The organism is Arthrobacter sp. PL16, assembly GCF_035985055.1.
In the GTDB taxonomy this organism is placed as follows: domain Bacteria; phylum Actinomycetota; class Actinomycetes; order Actinomycetales; family Micrococcaceae; genus Arthrobacter_D; species Arthrobacter_D cheniae.
On the sequence record NZ_JAXCIC010000014.1, the window covers coordinates 21,236 to 37,682 of the forward strand.

Genomic DNA, 16,447 nt, shown 5'->3' on the forward strand with positions numbered 1-16,447 from the left:
ACGACGGTTCTAGGCGATGCGTTCGGCTCCCAGGATGTCGAAGAACATGCGTTCAATATCCGTTGCGGTACTGGCATCCTCGTTTGTCGACGCGGCTTGTTCAGGCTGCCGACGGGCGGCAATTCCGTTGCGTTCCTCGACCAGCTCGCGTCGGGCTGCTTCGTAGTCGGCGCGGCCGTCGGCTCGACGTGGATACGGACCATATGCGTGGGTCCCGTCGTCGGGCAGAAGCGAAAGCTGTCCCTTGCCTGGGCGGCGGCTCGGCGCGGTGCGGCGAGGCGCGTTCATCCAGGATTCCTCGGCTTGCCACCAGGCCCACAATTCGCGTTCGATAGCGTAGCGGTTGGCCCGGTCAACCAGACGCCCGTTGATGCCAAGACGTACCGCGGCGGCCTGGCGGCGGTCGTGTGTGGGCCTGTGCCAGCCATTGCCGTTATTGACCAGGACACCAGCCGTGGTGAGGCGGGTCAGGATTCGGAGCATCTGGCCAGGTGTAGCACCAAGGGCACGGGCGAGGTCATCTGTTCGTTGAGGATCAGAACTGGTGTGAGCGTAGGTGTTGCCTGCCAGGTGTCCAAGGCCCGGTCCCAGCGTGAACAGGTCGTGTGCGGCGTCCGTCGTGCGTGCGGTGAGCGAGGCGAGGAGGGTAGTTCTTTCTGCGGCCCCGGCCCCTGCGGGGCGCGGGTCCGCTTGTGACCGGCCTATATCCAGGGGGCTGTGGATAGTGTCCTGCGGTCCGATTTTCCAGGCAGCTCCATGTGGTCCCTCGGCCGTTCGTTCCTGGCTGATCCAGTCATCGGCGGCCAGGCGCAGGAGGGCCGTGCGAGCCGTTTCCCGGCCAATGCCAGCCATGAGGGCTATGCGGCGAGTATCGGCTTCCACAACGGCGTCCAGGGCCTGTAGGGCAAGGACGCACAGCACGTCGAGCACGCGACGGTCTGCGGGGCCTCCGCCGCGGCTCCATCGGCCGGTGGCGGCGTCGGCGCGGGTTTGGATGTGGCGTACGTGTGCGGCGATGGCGTCGGCGCGTACGTCGAAGGTGGGATCGTCACCGATCTGGCGATCGCTGCTGGCCACGTACTTGACGGCCTTGTCCCACTGTCGGCGCAGTACGCGCGCAGCGTCGATCTGGCCGCGGGGTTTGCGCTCGTTGCGGTCTCGGTAGGTGCGTATGTGTTCCAGGCCGGGGCTGGTGGGCACGAGGGCGGCCACATCGGCGTGCCTCCATCGTGCGGCGGCTGCGCCGATCAGGACGCGCCAGAGGACCGCTGAGGCATCGCCGGAGGCGGCGTCCTCGCGGAGCGCGTCGGCACTGACGGCAGGCAGCTCGCGTCGAGGGCCAGCCAGGTACAGGCGGGCGTGGTCATCAAGTGGAAGCGGTTTGCGCGGGTCGATGGTGCGCGCCGGTTCGGCGTCGTCGACGAGGGCCGCCAGGCGCTCGACGAGGGTTCGCACGGCGGCCGCGGTTCCCGTGGGGTGCGTGAGAATGCTCAGTGAGCCGCTAAGCACGGTGGAATGGCCGCCATTGCGGTGGGGGGAACCGGGTGGGCGTACGCAGCCGGTGACGGCGTTGGCCAGGGGGGAGAGGTCGAGAGTGGGGCAGACGTGGCGGGCCAGGCGCGCCATCGTGGCCACGGTCTCGGCGTCGATGCCGTCCGCCAGGGCGGTCCAGACGTGGCGGCCACCGGCAGGACCGGATTGGCACACAAGGGCGTTCAGTCCTGCGTCATTGAGCAAGCCGGAGAGTACCTCGGCGTCGCGGGCTGCTGCGTTGGCTGCACCGGGTGTCTTGGCGTCGAGGTCGAAGCACAGGAGCTTGAAACGTCGATCTGGGTCGGCCAGATAAACCGCCCAGGGACGGTCCGGCTCGTGGGCGTTGACACGTCGATGGCTGGTGTATTCGTTGAGCACTTGGCCATAGGCGTCTATCGTTGCCAGGCGCACACTGGGGCGTGGGCTGATGGCAGCGGTAAGTTCCCATGGCGCGCCAGTCGTGGCGGCATGGAACTCTGTAGATGTAGACGCTATGATGGGATCAGCCTTTCGGTTAGGTCCGATAGGTACAACGAAGGTCCCGGCTTCGCCAGCCGGTTCTTTTCATATCGCCAGATCTGATCGGTCTTCCAAACTTTCAACAGATCCGGCGCTAAGCTTCTGAATCCCCGCCCGGCCAAGGGCGGGGATTCTTTTTATTTGCGGTCTAGAGGCAATTCCCCCTCACGAGGATGCGCGGCTGACCATCCTGCAGGGCGGCCCTCGGCGTCCTTTTCGGCAGTTTCAACAAGCCACTGCGCGAGGGCTGACCTGGAGGTGCCAGCAGCGGCCGCCATGTCAGTAAGACGCGCGTCAGCATTAGCCTCAAACCAGAGACCTATCTTTTTCGCTTCTTTGAGCGAACCGCGTTCGCGGCCACGTGCGTTCATAACAACCACCCTAGCGGTGACGGAACCATTAAGTGTAACGACACGCGAATTTTTTCATTTCGCGGTGTAAAAATCAGTATCCGGAGGATCGACCGTGATCCGGTGGGGTTCGCTGACTCCACACTGACCACAGCTTGCAGCGGTAACGCTCTGTAGGCGACGGCATTTGCGGCAGCGGCCCTCATGGACGCCGAGAGCATCGGCCGCCGGGATCATGCCCTGTTCGTCGACGAGCTGCACGATTCCCTGGGGCCGGATACCCAGTACCCATGCTGAGGTGTCCTCGGTGACAGTGAGGCGTACGGGACGGCCCAGGCGTGCGGCGATCGCTGCGCAATGGGCAATCATGCCGGTGCGCAGCTCGTCGACTGAGAGAGCCTGGCAGGCGTGTTCGGTGCCATTGATGGTCAGGCTTCCGGTCCCGTCGGGGCGGACTGTTGCGGTGAGCCGCGGCCAGTCCGCTACCCGTTCGGGTTGGGGGAGAGCCTGGGAGCGGATCACAGTCCGCGTGCGACCGCCGCACCGGCTGCCAGCCAGGCGCGCTGTGTCGCTGGTCGGAGGGACCCATATCGAAGTACCCCGTCGACCATCGCGGGGTCATGCGGGATGGTGATGGCTTCGCGGGCAAGGTCTCGGTATCCGGTGGCGACGCGGGTCAAGTCGGAGGCGTGTGCCTTGGGGTCGGCCTGGTTGACGATGACGACGGCTTGTTCTGCCAGGCGGGCCGAGCGTTCGTCTCGTTCGGCCAGTGCCTCTAGAAGAAGCGCTCCGGCTTCCGCATGGTCATCTCGGGTCGTGGTGGCCACCACGAGCTGGTCGGTGTGGTCGATCATTCGACGCCACATCGGGTCCGACTCATCGTTGCCGCTGTCGATGAAGATCAGGCGGTAGTACTTGCTGGCCACTTGGTGGATGGAGTCAACATCTTCGGCGTCGACTCGCTGGGCCGAAGCCAGCTCCATCGGCTTGGAACGCAGGACGTCGAACCGATCGCGGGTTTGGTGGTGCACGTAGTGGGCGAGGTCGGCAGACTGCGCGCCAGTGCTTAGCAGGCGTTCGACCTGGGGCAGTAGTTCGAGCAGGGTTGCTTCGTGCGGCCCTTGCTCGGTGCGCCAGCCGAGTGTTCCACGGGTCTGGTTGTTGTCCCAGGTAAGCACCCCAGCTCCGCCGTAGCGCGCGAATACCGCGGCAAGAAGTGCCGTGGAAGGGGTTTTGCCGGCCCCACCCTTGCCGTTGACGATGGCAATGGTGCGTGGCCCTGGCCAGTGCTGGCTCACGGCTTGCACATCTGCCCGCTCGGCGCGCTCTGCTTCGTTGGGGCTCATGCGGATGCCCATGCGTGTGAAGCTGCCGCGCCATCCCTTGGTTGCCGGTTCCTCGGCCTGTTCTTGGGTGAGGAAGGATTGGCGGCGTTCACGCCTGCTGGGGTAACTGGTGACCGTTGCGGCGGTCTCTGCCTGTTGTTCGGCGGAGCGGACCCAGCCTGGGGCCTGGTGCGCGGCGTCTTGGTCACCCGGTGACAAGCTGGCTTTCTTTTCTGCCTCGGGCGTTGACTCGGGGCTTGAGACTTCGCTGGCTGGTTTATCCTCGGATTCTGGTTCGGTAGAAGCCTCGGGCCGCTGGCGGGGCTTGGCCTCTGCTGCGTCATCAGGCTCTACCGTTCCATCTGCGTGGATGATGAGTGGCCAGTCTCCATCAGGGTCACTCATGCTTGCGCGGACGCGGCGGCCGAGCTTATCCGCCGTCTGGGCCACCAGGCTGATAACGGCGGTGCGCGCGTCGGGCAGGCTGCCGGTGCGGATTTGGTGGACGGTCCCGCCGATGCTGACTTCTCCGGTTCCGTCGTCCTTGATGACTGCTTCAACCCGTGGCCATGTGGCCGTTGTTTCCGTGCTCATGATGACTCCTTCGGTTAGTAAGTGATCCCGACTTCTGCCAGGAATGAGATGGGGTCTACCTTTTCGCCGTTCACTTGCACCTCGAAGTGCAGGTGGCATCCGGTGCTGAATCCCGAGCTTCCAGTGCGGGCGATCTGTTGCCCGGCTTTTACCTTGTCTCCTACGTCGACAAGAATTCCGTTCGCGTACATGTGGACGTACCAGGTGGTGACGCCTCCGCCGTGATCGACTTCGATACGCCAGCCACCGCCAGAGTCTTGGACGATCTGGCTGACGGTGCCTTCCTGTGCGGCCCAGATGGGTCCATCACAGCCACCGGCCTGGAAATCGGTGCCGAAGTGGAACGGGTAGGTCGGTCCGCTAGGGGTCTGAATGACAGGACGGGGGCCAAAGGATGCATTGATTGGTCCGTCGCCCGGCTTGGCCCACCCGTTTTGGTTGACTTCTCCGGACTCGGTTTCACCGCTAGAGCATTCTTCGCCTCCACCATTTTCGGCGTTGAGCCCGGTGTCGACGCCCGACAGTCCTTCGACGACTGCGACGGCTGCTGGCCAGTGTTTTTCGTAGTGGTAGGGGTCTTTATTGATCTGTACACGGTGGGCGACGATGGTGGGCGCTAATGATTCCCGGTTCTCGATCTTGGCGAGGGCTTTGAAGAAGCTGGTTGCGGAAATGTAGGGGTCCATCCGGTCCTCGTAGGACCCCCATCCTTCTTGCCTCTGTTGAAATAAACCCCGTGAGTCCGGCCCAGGGCCATCCCCATAATCAAGGACACGCAAGGTTGATTCACCCATCGCGGTCATCACGCCGATGGTTTGGTCTCTGACTCCCAAATCCAGGTCCTTACCGGCCTGGATGATGTGGGCGGCATTGACCAACTGCTCGTGTCCGTACCCTGAGATTTCGTCGTCAGGAACGGTGTCCGGGTCGATGCTGAGACCGTTGCCGGACCCGTCGGGATTGCATGCTGCTGCTGCGTCGTCCGAGCCTCCCAGGAGGACAATGCTAAACACCAGGCCGAGCACAAGTGCTGGTATGGCGATGAGAGCGATAAGCCCTCCTGATTTGCGCTCGGACATGATTAGTCGGCCTCCTCCGGCGGGGTGAAACGGCTGACCTTCCACGGAGCATTGGCAGCGCTGCGGTTCAAAATGAGTGTGTAGATACCGTCATCTGTCGGAACTTCAACGATTCCGACGTAGGCGCTGGAATCATCCACCAGTTTTCCGGCCCCGGTCACTTTCTTCGCTGTAATGACCGAAGGCTGTAAATAGGAATAATCCGTTGCCGCTTGTTGCGTCAGCAGAGGTTGGACAGCAGCCCACCAGGTTTTTTGATCTAGTTCAGGATGGGCGTAGGCACGCATTGCGGTTTCTGCTGCCTTGATGACACTTGTTCGTGAGGCTTCATCCCAGGTTGGGACTTCAACGGGCGAGGCGGTTTCCTGGGTGTCCTCATCCAGCTGACCCGTGGGTGCCGGGGTGAACTGGTCCAGATTCGGCATTGTGGGAGTAGCACTTGGTGGATTGCTCGGCGCAGGCTCATTGCCCTGCTGTGCACCACCGCAAGCGCTCAGCATGAGAGCGGTGGCCAGGGCGAAGGCTCCTAGGGTCGTGCGGCGCATCTCATCCCTCCTCGGTAGGTTTGCTTTTGCCTGGCACACGGGGCGCGTTGGCTCCTTTGCGCAAGGTCTCTTTCAGTTCGTCGCGGAGGATGAACCAGGTGGTCCCCACCTTGTATCCGGGGATCACACCATCACGCAGCCAGTGATAGACGCCTTGTTTGGTCATACCCAGGATTTCCGCGACTTCGGGCGCAGTTAAGGTCGCTCTACGACCTTCGAATAGTGCATCGAGGCCGTCGGTCACTGTGCACCCCCGACGTTTTGTCCGCATATACTCATGTTATACGCAATCACACTTGATCGCCACCCTTCATACTCCATAATATTCTGTCACTCTCTGTTGCCCTTGAACTCTCAACCGGGTAGAATAAAGTCGTAAGAACCCATGTACACCATTATGATGCGGAGCGTGTCGTTGTGACAGATGCCAACAACCCGTGGCTCTCTCGGTCAACATCACCGGAGCCCGTGGACGTGAAAACCCCCGAGGTGGAGGTGCCGCCTGCAACCGGGCCAATGAGTCCGCAGAGCGGGGTCCCCGCGCCTGATCGCGTGGATCAACTACCGATTCAGGACCGCCAGAATGACGCCGATCTGTGGTGGCTGGGTGTACATGGCGGCGCTGGCGAATCCAGCCTCTCGACGCTGGTTCCAGACTGGCCCGCGGCCGATCACGGATGGCCACGAACACCAGGAAATGATCCTGTCCGTGTCGTTCTCGTGGCCCGATCCAACATGCGCGGCCTACGAGCCGCCCAGGTGGCCGCAACGCAGTGGGCTGCCGGAATGGTCCCACACATCGAAATTCTTGGCCTGGTGATCGTCGCAGACGCGCCAGGTCGACTCCCTCGCCCCCTGCGCGATTTTGCGCAGGTAGTCGGCGGGGGAGTTCCACGCACATGGACTGTGCCGTGGATCGAATCGTGGCGTTTGGATGAGCCTGTGGCTCTATCAGACGCCCCGCGTGGTGTCCGTCGACTTGTCGACGAGCTAAGCGCTCTTATCCAATCCGGTGCCGACGGCATCACCAATCGAAAGGAACAGCAATGAGCATGCTTCTGACTGCTGCATCGACGATGGGCGACGTTGTCGCCGCGATGCCTCTCCAACTCCCTAACCCCGACCCGATTCAGCCCCCAGGAACCGGCGGTTTCAACCAGGTTATGGGCTGGGGCAAATGGGTTGCCCTCGCAGTCTGCATCCTGGGCCTGTTCGCAGCCGGTGCGTTGATGGCAATCAACTCCCGACGTGGCGAAGGCGGCGAACACGTCGGAAAGATCGGCATGGCACTAGGTGGTGTGATCGTCATTTCGGCGGCTGCCGCCCTCGTTGGCTTCCTAGCCGGAGCCTGATCGGAGAAATCAAAATGACTACTGAGGACAACGAACAGAGCCCCTTCACCAAGCCAGGATTCATCATCGCGGCTGTGGTGGTGTTCCTGATCGTGGTGCTCGGGGTAATTATCGGGTTCGTCAATGCGAACCGAAACGATCCTGAGCCTGCGCCCTCGTCGTCATCGCCAACTAACACCAGCGCCGCCCCGACCACCGAACCATCGGCGGTCGCGGGCGGCGCGAGTGTTTGCGGCCTTGGTGGCGAAGTACTAAGCGGTTCTCTAACCACCGCCCCGGAAGCGAAATGGGAATACCTGGGCACGACGGCCTACCCAACCTCATCGAAATTTGGGCCTGCTGAAAAAAGCGATGAGAAATATCGCTACTGCTTCCAGCATTCACCGGAAGGTGCGGTATTCGCGGCCGGAAATGCCCTTGTACAGGGTTCCTCCCCAGAAGTGTCGGGACCCTGGATTGAGTATTTCCTATCGACAGAGACTCCAAACCGTAGTGACCTTCTCACCGAAGTTAGTTCCGGTACCTCGACTGAAACGCGAATGGGCATCTCGGGATTTAAGATCCTCGAATATGACGGCGAGACGGCCCGAATTGATATAGCTGCCAAAGCCGTAGGCAACGGTAATTCCGTGTATGCATCTGCTGTCTATGACCTGGTTTGGGAAGACGGAGATTGGAAGTTACTGCCACAGAATCCAACCGATCCTCTGCGAATTGCGCAGATTCCTGATGTTTCAGGATACATAGCCTGGGGAGAGTAAACAGACATGGCAAAAGAATGTGGTTTCTTTGATGCTGGCTGCAAGCTCGATAACTGGGTTGAATCAACGGTTGGGGATGCTATCGAGAATATGGCCAACGCGATCATGGAGGCGTTTGGCAAAGCGATCGGCTCGTTAGGTACGGTGTGGGTTCACATCGGAACGCCAAACCTCACTGGAACTGGCGGCGGCTCCTCAATCGAGGCTGGCAGCTCGGCCCCAAATTCGACGAACATCAGCATAGTTATGGGCTATGTAACCTGGATCAGCCTTGCCGTCGCAATCATCTCTTTGTTTATCCTCGGCGCGCTCATCGCTACGCGAATGCGTGCGGGTGAGGGTGTTGCCGCGGTGGGCAAGATTGGCCTCATTCTGGCAGCCGTCGTATTTATTTCTGGCGCAAGTGCCATGGTTTCCGGCCTTATGCCTTCCGGTCCAAATAATGCCGGTGGCGCAGTGCTATTCATCCAGTCCGGGCTGTGGTGGTATATGGGTGCCGCAGCAATTGTTTCCGTCATCATTGGCGGCGCACGCATGGTCTGGGAGCAGCGCGCTGAGCCTGGCCGCGAAACAGTCAAGAGCCTGTTGACCCTCATAGTGGTGGCAGGTAGTGGCGTCACGATTGTTGGGTTGTTGGTCGCGGCTGCCGATTCATTCGCAGTCTGGATCATTGACGGCTCGCTGGATTGCAGTGTGACCGAAGGTTCATCCTGTTTCGGTGAAAACATGCTGACTCTGCTTGCCTTGACCACAAATCCATCGACTGGTGGTCTTGGCGCAATCCTCATTATCATTCTGGGGCTGATTGCCATTCTCGCGGCCGCTTTTCAGATTGTGCTCATGGTGGCACGCGGAGGAATGTTGGTCATCCTGGCCGGCATTCTCCCTTTGGCTGCTTCATTCACCAATACCGAAATGGGCAAAAGCTGGTTCAAGAAATGCATCGGCTGGCTCGTCGCTTTCATCCTCTATAAGCCTGCGGCAGCGATTGTTTATGCGGCAGCTTTCCAGCTCGTCGGAACTGACGTTTTTGCCGACGATGGAACTGGCTTGTTGGCTGTTCTTACGGGGCTGATGCTGATGATTATTGCCTTGTTTGCGATGCCTGCCTTGATGCGGTTTGTGACTCCGATGGTTGGGGCCATGGCCGGAGGGGCTGCCGGAGGCATGCTGGCAGCCGGTGCATTGGCGGCATTGCCTAGCGGCGCGGCGGCCATTGGCCGCCTAGCGTCTGGGAATGGTGGTGGGTCGTCGAATTCGTCTGCTCCTAACGGCAATTCAGGTTCAAACGGGGAACAGGGATCGGAAGGGCCTTCGGGTGGTCGTGGTGGCGGGGATTCCGCTACACAGGCTGCTCAGACCTCCGGGCCTCAGCAAAGTGGTTCCGGTAGTGGTTCTGGGGCTGCGGCCTCATCTGGCGGAGGTTCCGGAGCTGCCCCGTCGTCCGGCGGTGCAACACAAGGCCAGGGTGCTGCGGCGGCGTCTGCTGGTGCAGGCGGAGGAGCTGCCGCTGGTGGCGGAGCTGCTGCCGGTGCAGGCGGAGGAGCTGCTGCTGGTGGCGGAGCTGCTGCTGGTGGCGGAGCTGCTGCCGCTGGTGCTGCGGCCGGTCCAGTTGGTCTCGCCGCGGGCGCGGCATTAGAAGCAGGCAAGAAGGCTGGCCAAGCCGCCGCGGGAGCGGCGCAGAGTGTTGGCGAACAATCCACAGGTGAAGAAGGGGGCGGGCCAGATGGCAGCCGTTGATATGCAGAACAGAGGTCCACGGACCTACGGCAACTGGCGTCGTCCGACGTCGCCAGGCATCCTCGGACTGGGGTCTGTTGGCACGGTGCTGCTGCTGGGCGGATTGATCATGGTTGTCGTCGTCGTCATGATCGCCGGTCTACTAGAGGCAGTGATCCTCGGCGGCATCCTGGGGTTGGTGATGCTGGCAGTCCTGACGAAGGACTCACACGGCAAGAACATTCTTAGCCGCGGTGGCGCTCGCGTCGCTTGGTGGTCCTCCCGTTCCCGCGGTTCGAACATCTACCGCTCGGGTCCGTTGGGCCGCGCTTTGTGGGGCACTTTCCAGCTCCCTGGATTGGCTGCCCCCACTCGGTTGACCGAGCACACTGATTCCTATGGGCGTAAGTTCGCGCTGCTCTACACTCCTGCAACGTCCTCGTTCTCGGTGGTGATTGGCACCGAGCCAGACGGCGCGGCCCTGGTTGACCAGGAACAGATCGACGTGTGGGTGGCCGATTGGGGTCACTGGCTCTCAAACCTGGGCGATGAACCGGGCATCGAGGCGGCCTCGGTAACTATCGAAGCTGCCCCCGATTCCGGAACGCGCTTGCGTCGTGAAATTGATATGAACATGGACGACGAAGCCCCGGCCTTTGCCAAGGCCATGCTGGGCGAAGTGCGGGTGACCTATCCTTCTGGTTCGTCAACGGTGAAGGCTTTCGCCTCCATCACGTTCAATGCATCCCACCGCTCGGGTAGCAAGAAGCGCCAGGCGGAGGAAATGGCGCGCGAGCTGGCAGCTCGCTTGCCTGGCCTGACCGCTGGATTGCAGGCAACCGGGGCCGGTGCTGCTCACCCGCTCTCAGCACAGGAACTGTGCGAGACGATCCGCATTGCCTACGATCCAGCCGCCGCCGTCCTGATCGACGAAGCCCACGCAGCGGGCGAGACGCCGGAACTGACCTGGCCGGATGTGGGCCCTTCGGCAGCTCAGGCCTCTTGGGGCGGATACCGCCACGATTCGGCCTACTCCTGCACCTGGGCGATGACCTCGGCACCGCGCGGCAACGTCCAAAGCGGTGTGCTGGCTCGTCTGCTCGCTCCTCACCGCGATATTGCTCGTAAGCGCGTCACCTTGCTGTACCGTCCGATCGACGCCGCGAAGGCTGCCGCCATGGTGGAGGCAGACCTGCGCGCCGCTGAGTTCCGGGTGACGTCGACCAACAAGCCAGCGGCCCGCGATAGCCTCGCGGTTCGCGCCGCGGCGGCCACGGCCAGCGAGGAAGCCTCCGGTGCTGGGTTGGTCCAGTTCGGCATGCTGGTGACCGCCACGGTGACCGACCTGGAAAAGGAAGCCGATGCACGAGCTGCCATCGACAACCTCTCCGCCACGGCCCGCCTGCGTATCCGCCCGGTGTACGGATCGCAGGACTCGGCGTTTGCCGCTGCCCTGCCCCTGGGCCTGGTGCTGCCAAAGCACATCAAGGTCCCGGCTGAATTGAGGGAGAAGCTGTGAGCCAGAAAGTAGTCAAGGCGCAGAAGCGTGAAGCCCGGCGCGGCCTGTCGTTCTTCCCGAACCCGTGGAAGAACCTCTCCAAGGCCAATAAGAAGCGCGCACTGAAAGTCATGGCCGAGCCGGTAGAAGTCAAGCCGCAGCGACCGCCCATGCGTGGGTGGATTGGCCGCGGCCGCGGCCAATCAGTGTATGTGCAGCAAGCCGATGAGTGGCGCGGCACCACAGTTCAGGTTTGCGGTATGTGGCCGTTCGCCATCGGCACCGGAACACCAATGGTCGGTGTCCCGCTCGGCCGCCACATTCACACCGGAGCCACCTTGTGCTGTGATCCCATTTCCTGGTTCCAGCGCGCCAAGCTCATCAGCAATCCGAGCGCTTTCATATTGGGCAAGCCGGGCCTGGGCAAGTCGACGCTGGTTCGACGGATGGCCACGGGGCTGGCCGGGTACGGCGTAATGCCCCTGGTTCTGGGGGATTTGAAGCCCGATTATGTTGACCTCATCGAGGCCATGGGCGGCCAGATCATCACCCTGGGCCGTGGGCGCGGGTACTTGAATGTGCTCGATCCCGGCGAAGCCACCGAAGCCGCCGAGCGGCTGCGCGCTTCCGGGCACGAGAAGGAAGCCGCCCAGGTGATGGCAGATGCACACGGACGTCGACACACGATGGTGTCAGCACTCCTGACGATTCTGCGTTCGGCTCCACCGACGGACCGCGAAGAAACGATCATCGACCGGTCCTTGAAGTGGCTCGACGCTCACCACGAGGGCGTGCCGGTATTGGGTGACCTGCTTCGGGTGATCCAGGAAGGCCCGGAAGAAGTTCGGGCCGTGGCCCTGGACCGTGGCGATGACAACCGTTACAAGGCGATCACCGAGAGCCTGGAAGCCTCCCTCATCGGCCTGGTGGGCGGCGGGCGTCTTGGCGAGACATTCTCCCGGCAGACAACGAATCCGATGCGCCGCGATGCCCCGGTGGTCTACGACGTGTCAGCCATCGACGATTCCGAAATGGACCTACAGGCCGCCACGTTGCTGGCCTGCTGGTCCGCCGGGTTCGGCACGGTCAACGTGGCCAACGCCCTGGCTGATGCCGGGCTGGAACCACGACGGCACTATTTCGTCATCCTCGACGAGCTGTGGCGTGCCCTGCGCGCCGGACGCGGCATGGTCGATCGCGTCGACGCATTGACCCGCCTGAACCGCCAACGCGGTGTCGGCATGGCAATGATTTCGCACACCATGAGCGACCTGCTGGCCCTGGCCAGCGAGGAGGACCGGATGAAGGCCCGCGGTTTCGTCGAGCGTTCCGGCATGGTCATCTGCGGTGGACTGCCCTCGGCCGAGATGCCCCAGCTCACCGCCGCGGTTCCGTTCTCCGAAGCGGAACAAGGTTTGTTGATCGGTTGGCAGGACCCGCCTGCGTGGGACCCTGCTGCTGGGCAAGAAGCCGACCCTCCGGGCCGCGGCAAATTCCTGGTGAAAGTTGGCGGCCGCCCAGGCATTCCCGTCAATGTGCAGCTGACTGACGTTGAAAAATCTATCAATGACACCAACAAGCTCTGGCACGAACGGTCGCGCGTCGGCCGCCGTGCACTGCATGTCGTCGAGGAGGCAGAAGCATGAGTATCCAAAACAACCGCCGCCGGGATCCCGGCGGCATGGGTTCTGAGGCGATCCTGGTCTGGATCGGCATCATCGTCGTGGTGGTCGGTGTCGGCTCGATCTACGCCGCGATGTTCTTGGGACACAAGATTGCAGGGACCGGCGAGGCCTTGCCCGCCGATCCGTTCTCCCTGGTGTTCGGTCTCTTCGGTGGCAAGCTGAACTGGCCAGGTGCGCCAGGATGGTGGGTACTGGCCGGGATGGGCCTTGTTGTCATCGTCCTGGCAGTGCTATTCGGCTTGATGCTTCGCCGCATGCGCAAGGGCCGTAGCCGCGTGGACCGGGCCGCCTCCTACATGGGTCGGGGCAAGGACATTGAATCGCTGACGTCCAAGGCTGCGCAGGCTTCGGCCAAGCGGTTGGGTGTGGAGAACTCCTGCGGTGTGCCGATTGGCCGGACCGTCGGCGGCGGGGCACCGCTGCACGGCTCCTGGGAGGACATGCACATCGACATTTGGGGTCCCCGTACAGGTAAGACGACAAGTCGCGCGGTTCCGGCCATCCTCGATGCGCCAGGCGGTGTCCTGGTAACCTCCAACAAACGCGACGTAGTGGACGCCACCAGGGACGTGCGGGCCACGACTGGTCCGGTGTGGGTCTTTGATCCCCAGTCGATCGCCTTGGAAGAACCGAACTGGTGGTGGAATCCGCTCTCATATGTCACTGACGAAGTGCGCGCGGCCAAGCTGGCCGAGCACTTCGCCTCTGGCTCTCGTGACCCCGGCGCTAAGACCGACGCCTATTTCGACCCGGCAGGCCAGGACCTCCTGGCCGGTCTGCTGCTGGCTGCGGCATTGGATCACCGGGCCATTACCGACGTGTACACGTGGCTGACTCGTCCCACCGATGACACGGCGGTGGAGATTCTTCGCGAGCACGGTTTCGCGTTGACCGCCGATCAGGTGGCCGGTGTGATTGACGCTCCCGAAAAACAGCGCGGCGGCGTGTACGGCACGGCGCAGCAGATGGCCTCCTGCCTGACCAATCGCCAGGTCTCCGCCTGGGTGACCCCACGCGGCGCGGCCGATACTCGGCCGCATTTTGACCCGGCTGGGTTCGTCCGTGACGGTGGCACACTCTATTCCTTGTCCAAGGAAGGCCGCGGCACCGCGGGACCCTTGGTCACAGCGCTCACAGTCGCCGTGGTTGAAGCCGCCGAGGAGCTGGCCGCCAGGTCCGCCGGGGGCCGGCTAAAGACTCCCCTGGTGGGAGTGCTCGACGAGGCCGCCAACGTCTGCCGGTGGCGCGATCTGCCGAACCTCTACAGCCACTATGGTTCCCGCGGAATCATCCTCATGACCATTCTGCAGAGCTGGTCCCAGGGCGTCGAGGTGTGGGGCGAATCCGGAATGAAGAAGCTGTGGAGCGCATCGAATATCCGCGTCTACGGCGGCGGTGGCACCACCCATGACGGCAGCTTCCTCGAGGACCTGGCCCGCATGATCGGCGACTATGACCGTCTGACTTCCTCCACCTCGTACGGGCGCGGACAGCGCACCGTATCGCAGCAGCTCCACCGTGAGCGCATCCTGGACGTCGACGACCTGGCGGCCATGCCCAAGGGGCGCGCTGTGGTGCTGTCCTCGGGCAACCGGGCCACGCTGATCCGCACGCAGCCATGGATGGCTGGCCCGCATGCCGACGCCGTGCGGGCGTCCATCCTGGCCCATGATCCCGAAGCCGAGAAAACGATTCTCGAAGCCGAGAAGGAACTCTCGGTGGTTGAATCCGCATTGAGCACGGAAGGCGCATCATGAGTGACTGGGGAGAGGACGAATACACCGAAAACGAGGGGCAGCCTTCCGCTGCCGCCGATACACCCCGCTCGCCTGGGCGGGTGTTTGGGCTCGACATTGGCGGGCTTGCCGGTGAATACGTCGATGCGGCGGTCAAGGCCTCGGTCCGCAAGCAGGTCAATAACGTGGCCACCGCCGCGGTCGACGAAGCCCTGACTGAGGAGCTGCTGGAATCCCTCAGGGAGCGAGCTGGCCAGGCGGCCGTGGCCGCCGTGACCGAACAGGTCGAGGCCAACGAGGCAGCCGACGAAGCCCAGGACGACGAGAGCGAGGCGGAACCGGAGGAAACCCTCTACTACGGTTCCGTCGATGAGTTTGTCCGTGAGTACCTGCGCAATGTCTATCGGCGGGCGATCAACGGCCGCTCGCGGGTCTGGACTGCCCGGTGGTGGGAATACGACGAGGCAGTGATCCGTCTGGAAGCGCTATGGCGTTCCTGGGAACACCTGCGCATGGACCCCAGCACCGGCATGAGCGTGTGGTGGCGCGACCACGCGGACCACCATATGGCGGTATTGCTGGACCCGGACGGGCCGTTTTCCTCGGCAGCGGACGCCGACGAAAACAAGTCCAAAAAAGGGCAGCCATTGCCCTATGTAGCTCCGCCGGAGGGCTTGTTCCCTGACCAACGTCAATTCCACGAACCAAAGGATGACGTATCTCGGGAGGAGGAACCGGAACCACCCGCCGAAGAATGGCCGGGCTAGTTTTCAACGAATCATCTGAAAGTGAGGAAACACCATGAACGAAGCCGTACAAGTCGCTGGATATGCTCTCTGGTGGTCATTGCTGACCATCAGCCTCATGGCGCTTTGGTGCTTGGGCCGCAATACCTTCAAGCACGTCATGCCTTCTGAAAACGTTCTGGCGGGCTCTGCCAAGGCCCTGGTGGCCAGCTTGCCCGCTGCCGTCGTGGCTCTGGCCATCATCAGCACTCCATCAATCCTGATTTCTGCGATGTACCCACACGCGGAGACGAGTGCCTGGCTGTGGCTCTGGACTGTACCTGCTGGCCTTGGAGCGCTGTTTATCGGCTTCCTGGCCTTGGGCTTGCTGGTGAAGCTCGTACGCCGGTTGGAACCGATGCCGTCGCCTGCAACGTAGCAGGCAACACAAAGAGGGACCGCACCTACCAGGTGCGGTCCCTCTTTGTGTTGTGGGTCGTGGGTTCGGTTCTCACCGATCCAGGCCCGCTCGTTGGACTTGGGTGCCGTGGCCGCGGGTCTTGCGGGCTTTGGGTGCTTTGGCTTTCCCGGCGCCCTTGACGGCCTCGGTGGCGGGCTTGCCCTGGCTGACGTCTGCCCGCATGCGTGTGGCCACCACCTCGCGGTCGATGCCGTGGGCTTCGAGACTCTGAGCGGTGCCTGCGCGGCGCTCGGCACTGTCGTAGACGGTGCGCCCGTCCTCTCGGGCGCGGTCGGCCTGTGCCTCGCGCTGTTCAGCTTCGGCGGCGGCGCGCACGCGTTCCTCGGGGTCCGGCTCATGCTCGGCAGCCGCCCGGGATTCCTCGGCCCGGCGCTCGTCCTGGTCTGCCATCGTCATCAGCCGTTGCGCTTCGGCTCGTTCCTGCTCGGAGCGTGACTGTTCGGCGGCCGAGGCCGCCCGGTCATGCTCGGACCTGGCCAGCTCGCGTTGGACAGCCTGGCGGACTGCCTCGGGGTCCGCTCCCGCATTCTCGACGTCGACCGAGT

General features: G+C 62.7%; 15 protein-coding genes and 1 pseudogene. 9 read left to right on the top strand and 7 right to left on the bottom strand.

What is annotated here, in order from left to right:
* Nucleotides 1–9: 9 nt before the first annotated feature.
* The 6 genes from RCH21_RS16810 to RCH21_RS16835 form a co-directional block, all read right to left on the bottom strand.
* Nucleotides 10–1,911 (bottom strand): hypothetical protein, encoded by a 1,902-nt coding sequence (locus tag RCH21_RS16810; RefSeq protein WP_326965360.1) that lies wholly within the window; start codon nucleotides 1,909–1,911, stop codon nucleotides 10–12.
* A gap of 566 nt (nucleotides 1,912–2,477) precedes the next feature.
* Nucleotides 2,478–2,924 carry a hypothetical protein gene (locus RCH21_RS16815; RefSeq protein ID WP_326965361.1) on the bottom strand — a complete coding sequence of 149 codons (447 nt, stop codon included), beginning with the start codon at nucleotides 2,922–2,924 and terminating at the stop codon, nucleotides 2,478–2,480.
* Nucleotides 2,921–4,321: an AAA family ATPase gene (locus RCH21_RS16820; RefSeq protein ID WP_326965362.1), complete on the bottom strand. Its 1,401-nt coding sequence runs from the start codon at nucleotides 4,319–4,321 to the stop codon at nucleotides 2,921–2,923. Before RCH21_RS16820 ends, RCH21_RS16815 begins: the two co-directional genes overlap by 4 nt.
* A 14-nt stretch (nucleotides 4,322–4,335) precedes the next feature.
* Nucleotides 4,336–5,400 (bottom strand): M23 family metallopeptidase, encoded by a 1,065-nt coding sequence (locus RCH21_RS16825; RefSeq protein ID WP_326965363.1) that lies wholly within the window; start codon nucleotides 5,398–5,400, stop codon nucleotides 4,336–4,338.
* Nucleotides 5,401–5,402: 2 nt separating this feature from the next.
* On the bottom strand, nucleotides 5,403–5,945 hold the full coding sequence (locus RCH21_RS16830; protein WP_326965364.1) for a hypothetical protein: 543 nt from the start codon (nucleotides 5,943–5,945) through the stop codon (nucleotides 5,403–5,405).
* A 1-nt stretch (nucleotide 5,946) separates the two neighbouring features.
* A complete protein-coding gene (locus RCH21_RS16835) occupies nucleotides 5,947–6,189 on the bottom strand; it encodes a helix-turn-helix domain-containing protein (RefSeq protein WP_326965365.1) in 243 nt (80 codons plus the stop codon).
* Between the two features lie 272 nt (nucleotides 6,190–6,461).
* On the opposite strand from RCH21_RS16835, the gene RCH21_RS17230 reads away from it, so the two are divergent.
* The 9 genes from RCH21_RS17230 to RCH21_RS16875 are packed head-to-tail and all read left to right on the top strand — an operon-like array spanning nucleotide 6,462 to nucleotide 15,860.
* Nucleotides 6,462–6,995, top strand: coding sequence for a DUF6668 family protein (locus RCH21_RS17230; protein ID WP_442784736.1), 534 nt, complete (start codon nucleotides 6,462–6,464; stop codon nucleotides 6,993–6,995).
* Nucleotides 6,992–7,297 carry a hypothetical protein gene (locus RCH21_RS16840; RefSeq protein WP_013347389.1) on the top strand — a complete coding sequence of 102 codons (306 nt, stop codon included), beginning with the start codon at nucleotides 6,992–6,994 and terminating at the stop codon, nucleotides 7,295–7,297. Before RCH21_RS17230 ends, RCH21_RS16840 begins: the two co-directional genes overlap by 4 nt.
* Nucleotides 7,298–7,311: 14 nt before the next feature.
* Nucleotides 7,312–8,058, top strand: a complete 747-nt coding sequence (locus RCH21_RS16845; RefSeq protein ID WP_326965366.1) for a hypothetical protein — start codon at nucleotides 7,312–7,314, stop codon at nucleotides 8,056–8,058.
* Nucleotides 8,059–8,064: 6 nt separating this feature from the next.
* Nucleotides 8,065–9,798: a hypothetical protein gene (locus RCH21_RS16850; RefSeq protein ID WP_326965367.1), complete on the top strand. Its 1,734-nt coding sequence runs from the start codon at nucleotides 8,065–8,067 to the stop codon at nucleotides 9,796–9,798.
* Nucleotides 9,785–11,296, top strand: a complete 1,512-nt coding sequence (locus tag RCH21_RS16855; RefSeq protein WP_326965368.1) for an SCO6880 family protein — start codon at nucleotides 9,785–9,787, stop codon at nucleotides 11,294–11,296. The genes RCH21_RS16850 and RCH21_RS16855 overlap by 14 nt, the downstream gene beginning before the upstream one ends.
* Nucleotides 11,293–12,921 carry an ATP/GTP-binding protein gene (locus RCH21_RS16860; protein WP_442784735.1) on the top strand — a complete coding sequence of 543 codons (1,629 nt, stop codon included), beginning with the start codon at nucleotides 11,293–11,295 and terminating at the stop codon, nucleotides 12,919–12,921. The genes RCH21_RS16855 and RCH21_RS16860 overlap by 4 nt, the downstream gene beginning before the upstream one ends.
* Nucleotides 12,918–14,717 (top strand): TraM recognition domain-containing protein, encoded by a 1,800-nt coding sequence (locus RCH21_RS16865; RefSeq protein WP_326965369.1) that lies wholly within the window; start codon nucleotides 12,918–12,920, stop codon nucleotides 14,715–14,717. The genes RCH21_RS16860 and RCH21_RS16865 overlap by 4 nt, the downstream gene beginning before the upstream one ends.
* Entirely contained in the window at nucleotides 14,714–15,463 is a 750-nt protein-coding gene (locus RCH21_RS16870; RefSeq protein WP_326965370.1) for a DUF4913 domain-containing protein, read from the top strand. Before RCH21_RS16865 ends, RCH21_RS16870 begins: the two co-directional genes overlap by 4 nt.
* Before the next feature lie 34 nt (nucleotides 15,464–15,497).
* Entirely contained in the window at nucleotides 15,498–15,860 is a 363-nt protein-coding gene (locus RCH21_RS16875) for a hypothetical protein (RefSeq protein ID WP_326965371.1), read from the top strand.
* Nucleotides 15,861–15,932: 72 nt separating this feature from the next.
* Here the strand turns inward: RCH21_RS16875 and RCH21_RS16880 are convergent.
* Nucleotides 15,933–16,447, bottom strand: a pseudogene (locus tag RCH21_RS16880) (hypothetical protein); the annotation flags it as partial.

Bases quoted from the DNA above. Each gene is read 5' to 3' on its own strand.
- RCH21_RS16820 (WP_326965362.1), bottom strand. From the start codon at position 4,321: ATGAGCACGGAAACAACGGCCACATGGCCACGGGTTGAAGCAGTCATC.
- RCH21_RS16825 (WP_326965363.1), bottom strand. From the start codon at position 5,400: ATGTCCGAGCGCAAATCAGGAGGGCTTATCGCTCTCATCGCCATACCA.
- RCH21_RS16830 (WP_326965364.1), bottom strand. From the start codon at position 5,945: ATGCGCCGCACGACCCTAGGAGCCTTCGCCCTGGCCACCGCTCTCATG.
- RCH21_RS17230 (WP_442784736.1), top strand. From the start codon at position 6,462: ATGAGTCCGCAGAGCGGGGTCCCCGCGCCTGATCGCGTGGATCAACTA.
- RCH21_RS16840 (WP_013347389.1), top strand. From the start codon at position 6,992: ATGAGCATGCTTCTGACTGCTGCATCGACGATGGGCGACGTTGTCGCC.
- RCH21_RS16845 (WP_326965366.1), top strand. From the start codon at position 7,312: ATGACTACTGAGGACAACGAACAGAGCCCCTTCACCAAGCCAGGATTC.
- RCH21_RS16850 (WP_326965367.1), top strand. From the start codon at position 8,065: ATGGCAAAAGAATGTGGTTTCTTTGATGCTGGCTGCAAGCTCGATAAC.
- RCH21_RS16855 (WP_326965368.1), top strand. From the start codon at position 9,785: ATGGCAGCCGTTGATATGCAGAACAGAGGTCCACGGACCTACGGCAAC.
- RCH21_RS16865 (WP_326965369.1), top strand. From the start codon at position 12,918: ATGAGTATCCAAAACAACCGCCGCCGGGATCCCGGCGGCATGGGTTCT.
- RCH21_RS16870 (WP_326965370.1), top strand. From the start codon at position 14,714: ATGAGTGACTGGGGAGAGGACGAATACACCGAAAACGAGGGGCAGCCT.
- RCH21_RS16875 (WP_326965371.1), top strand. From the start codon at position 15,498: ATGAACGAAGCCGTACAAGTCGCTGGATATGCTCTCTGGTGGTCATTG.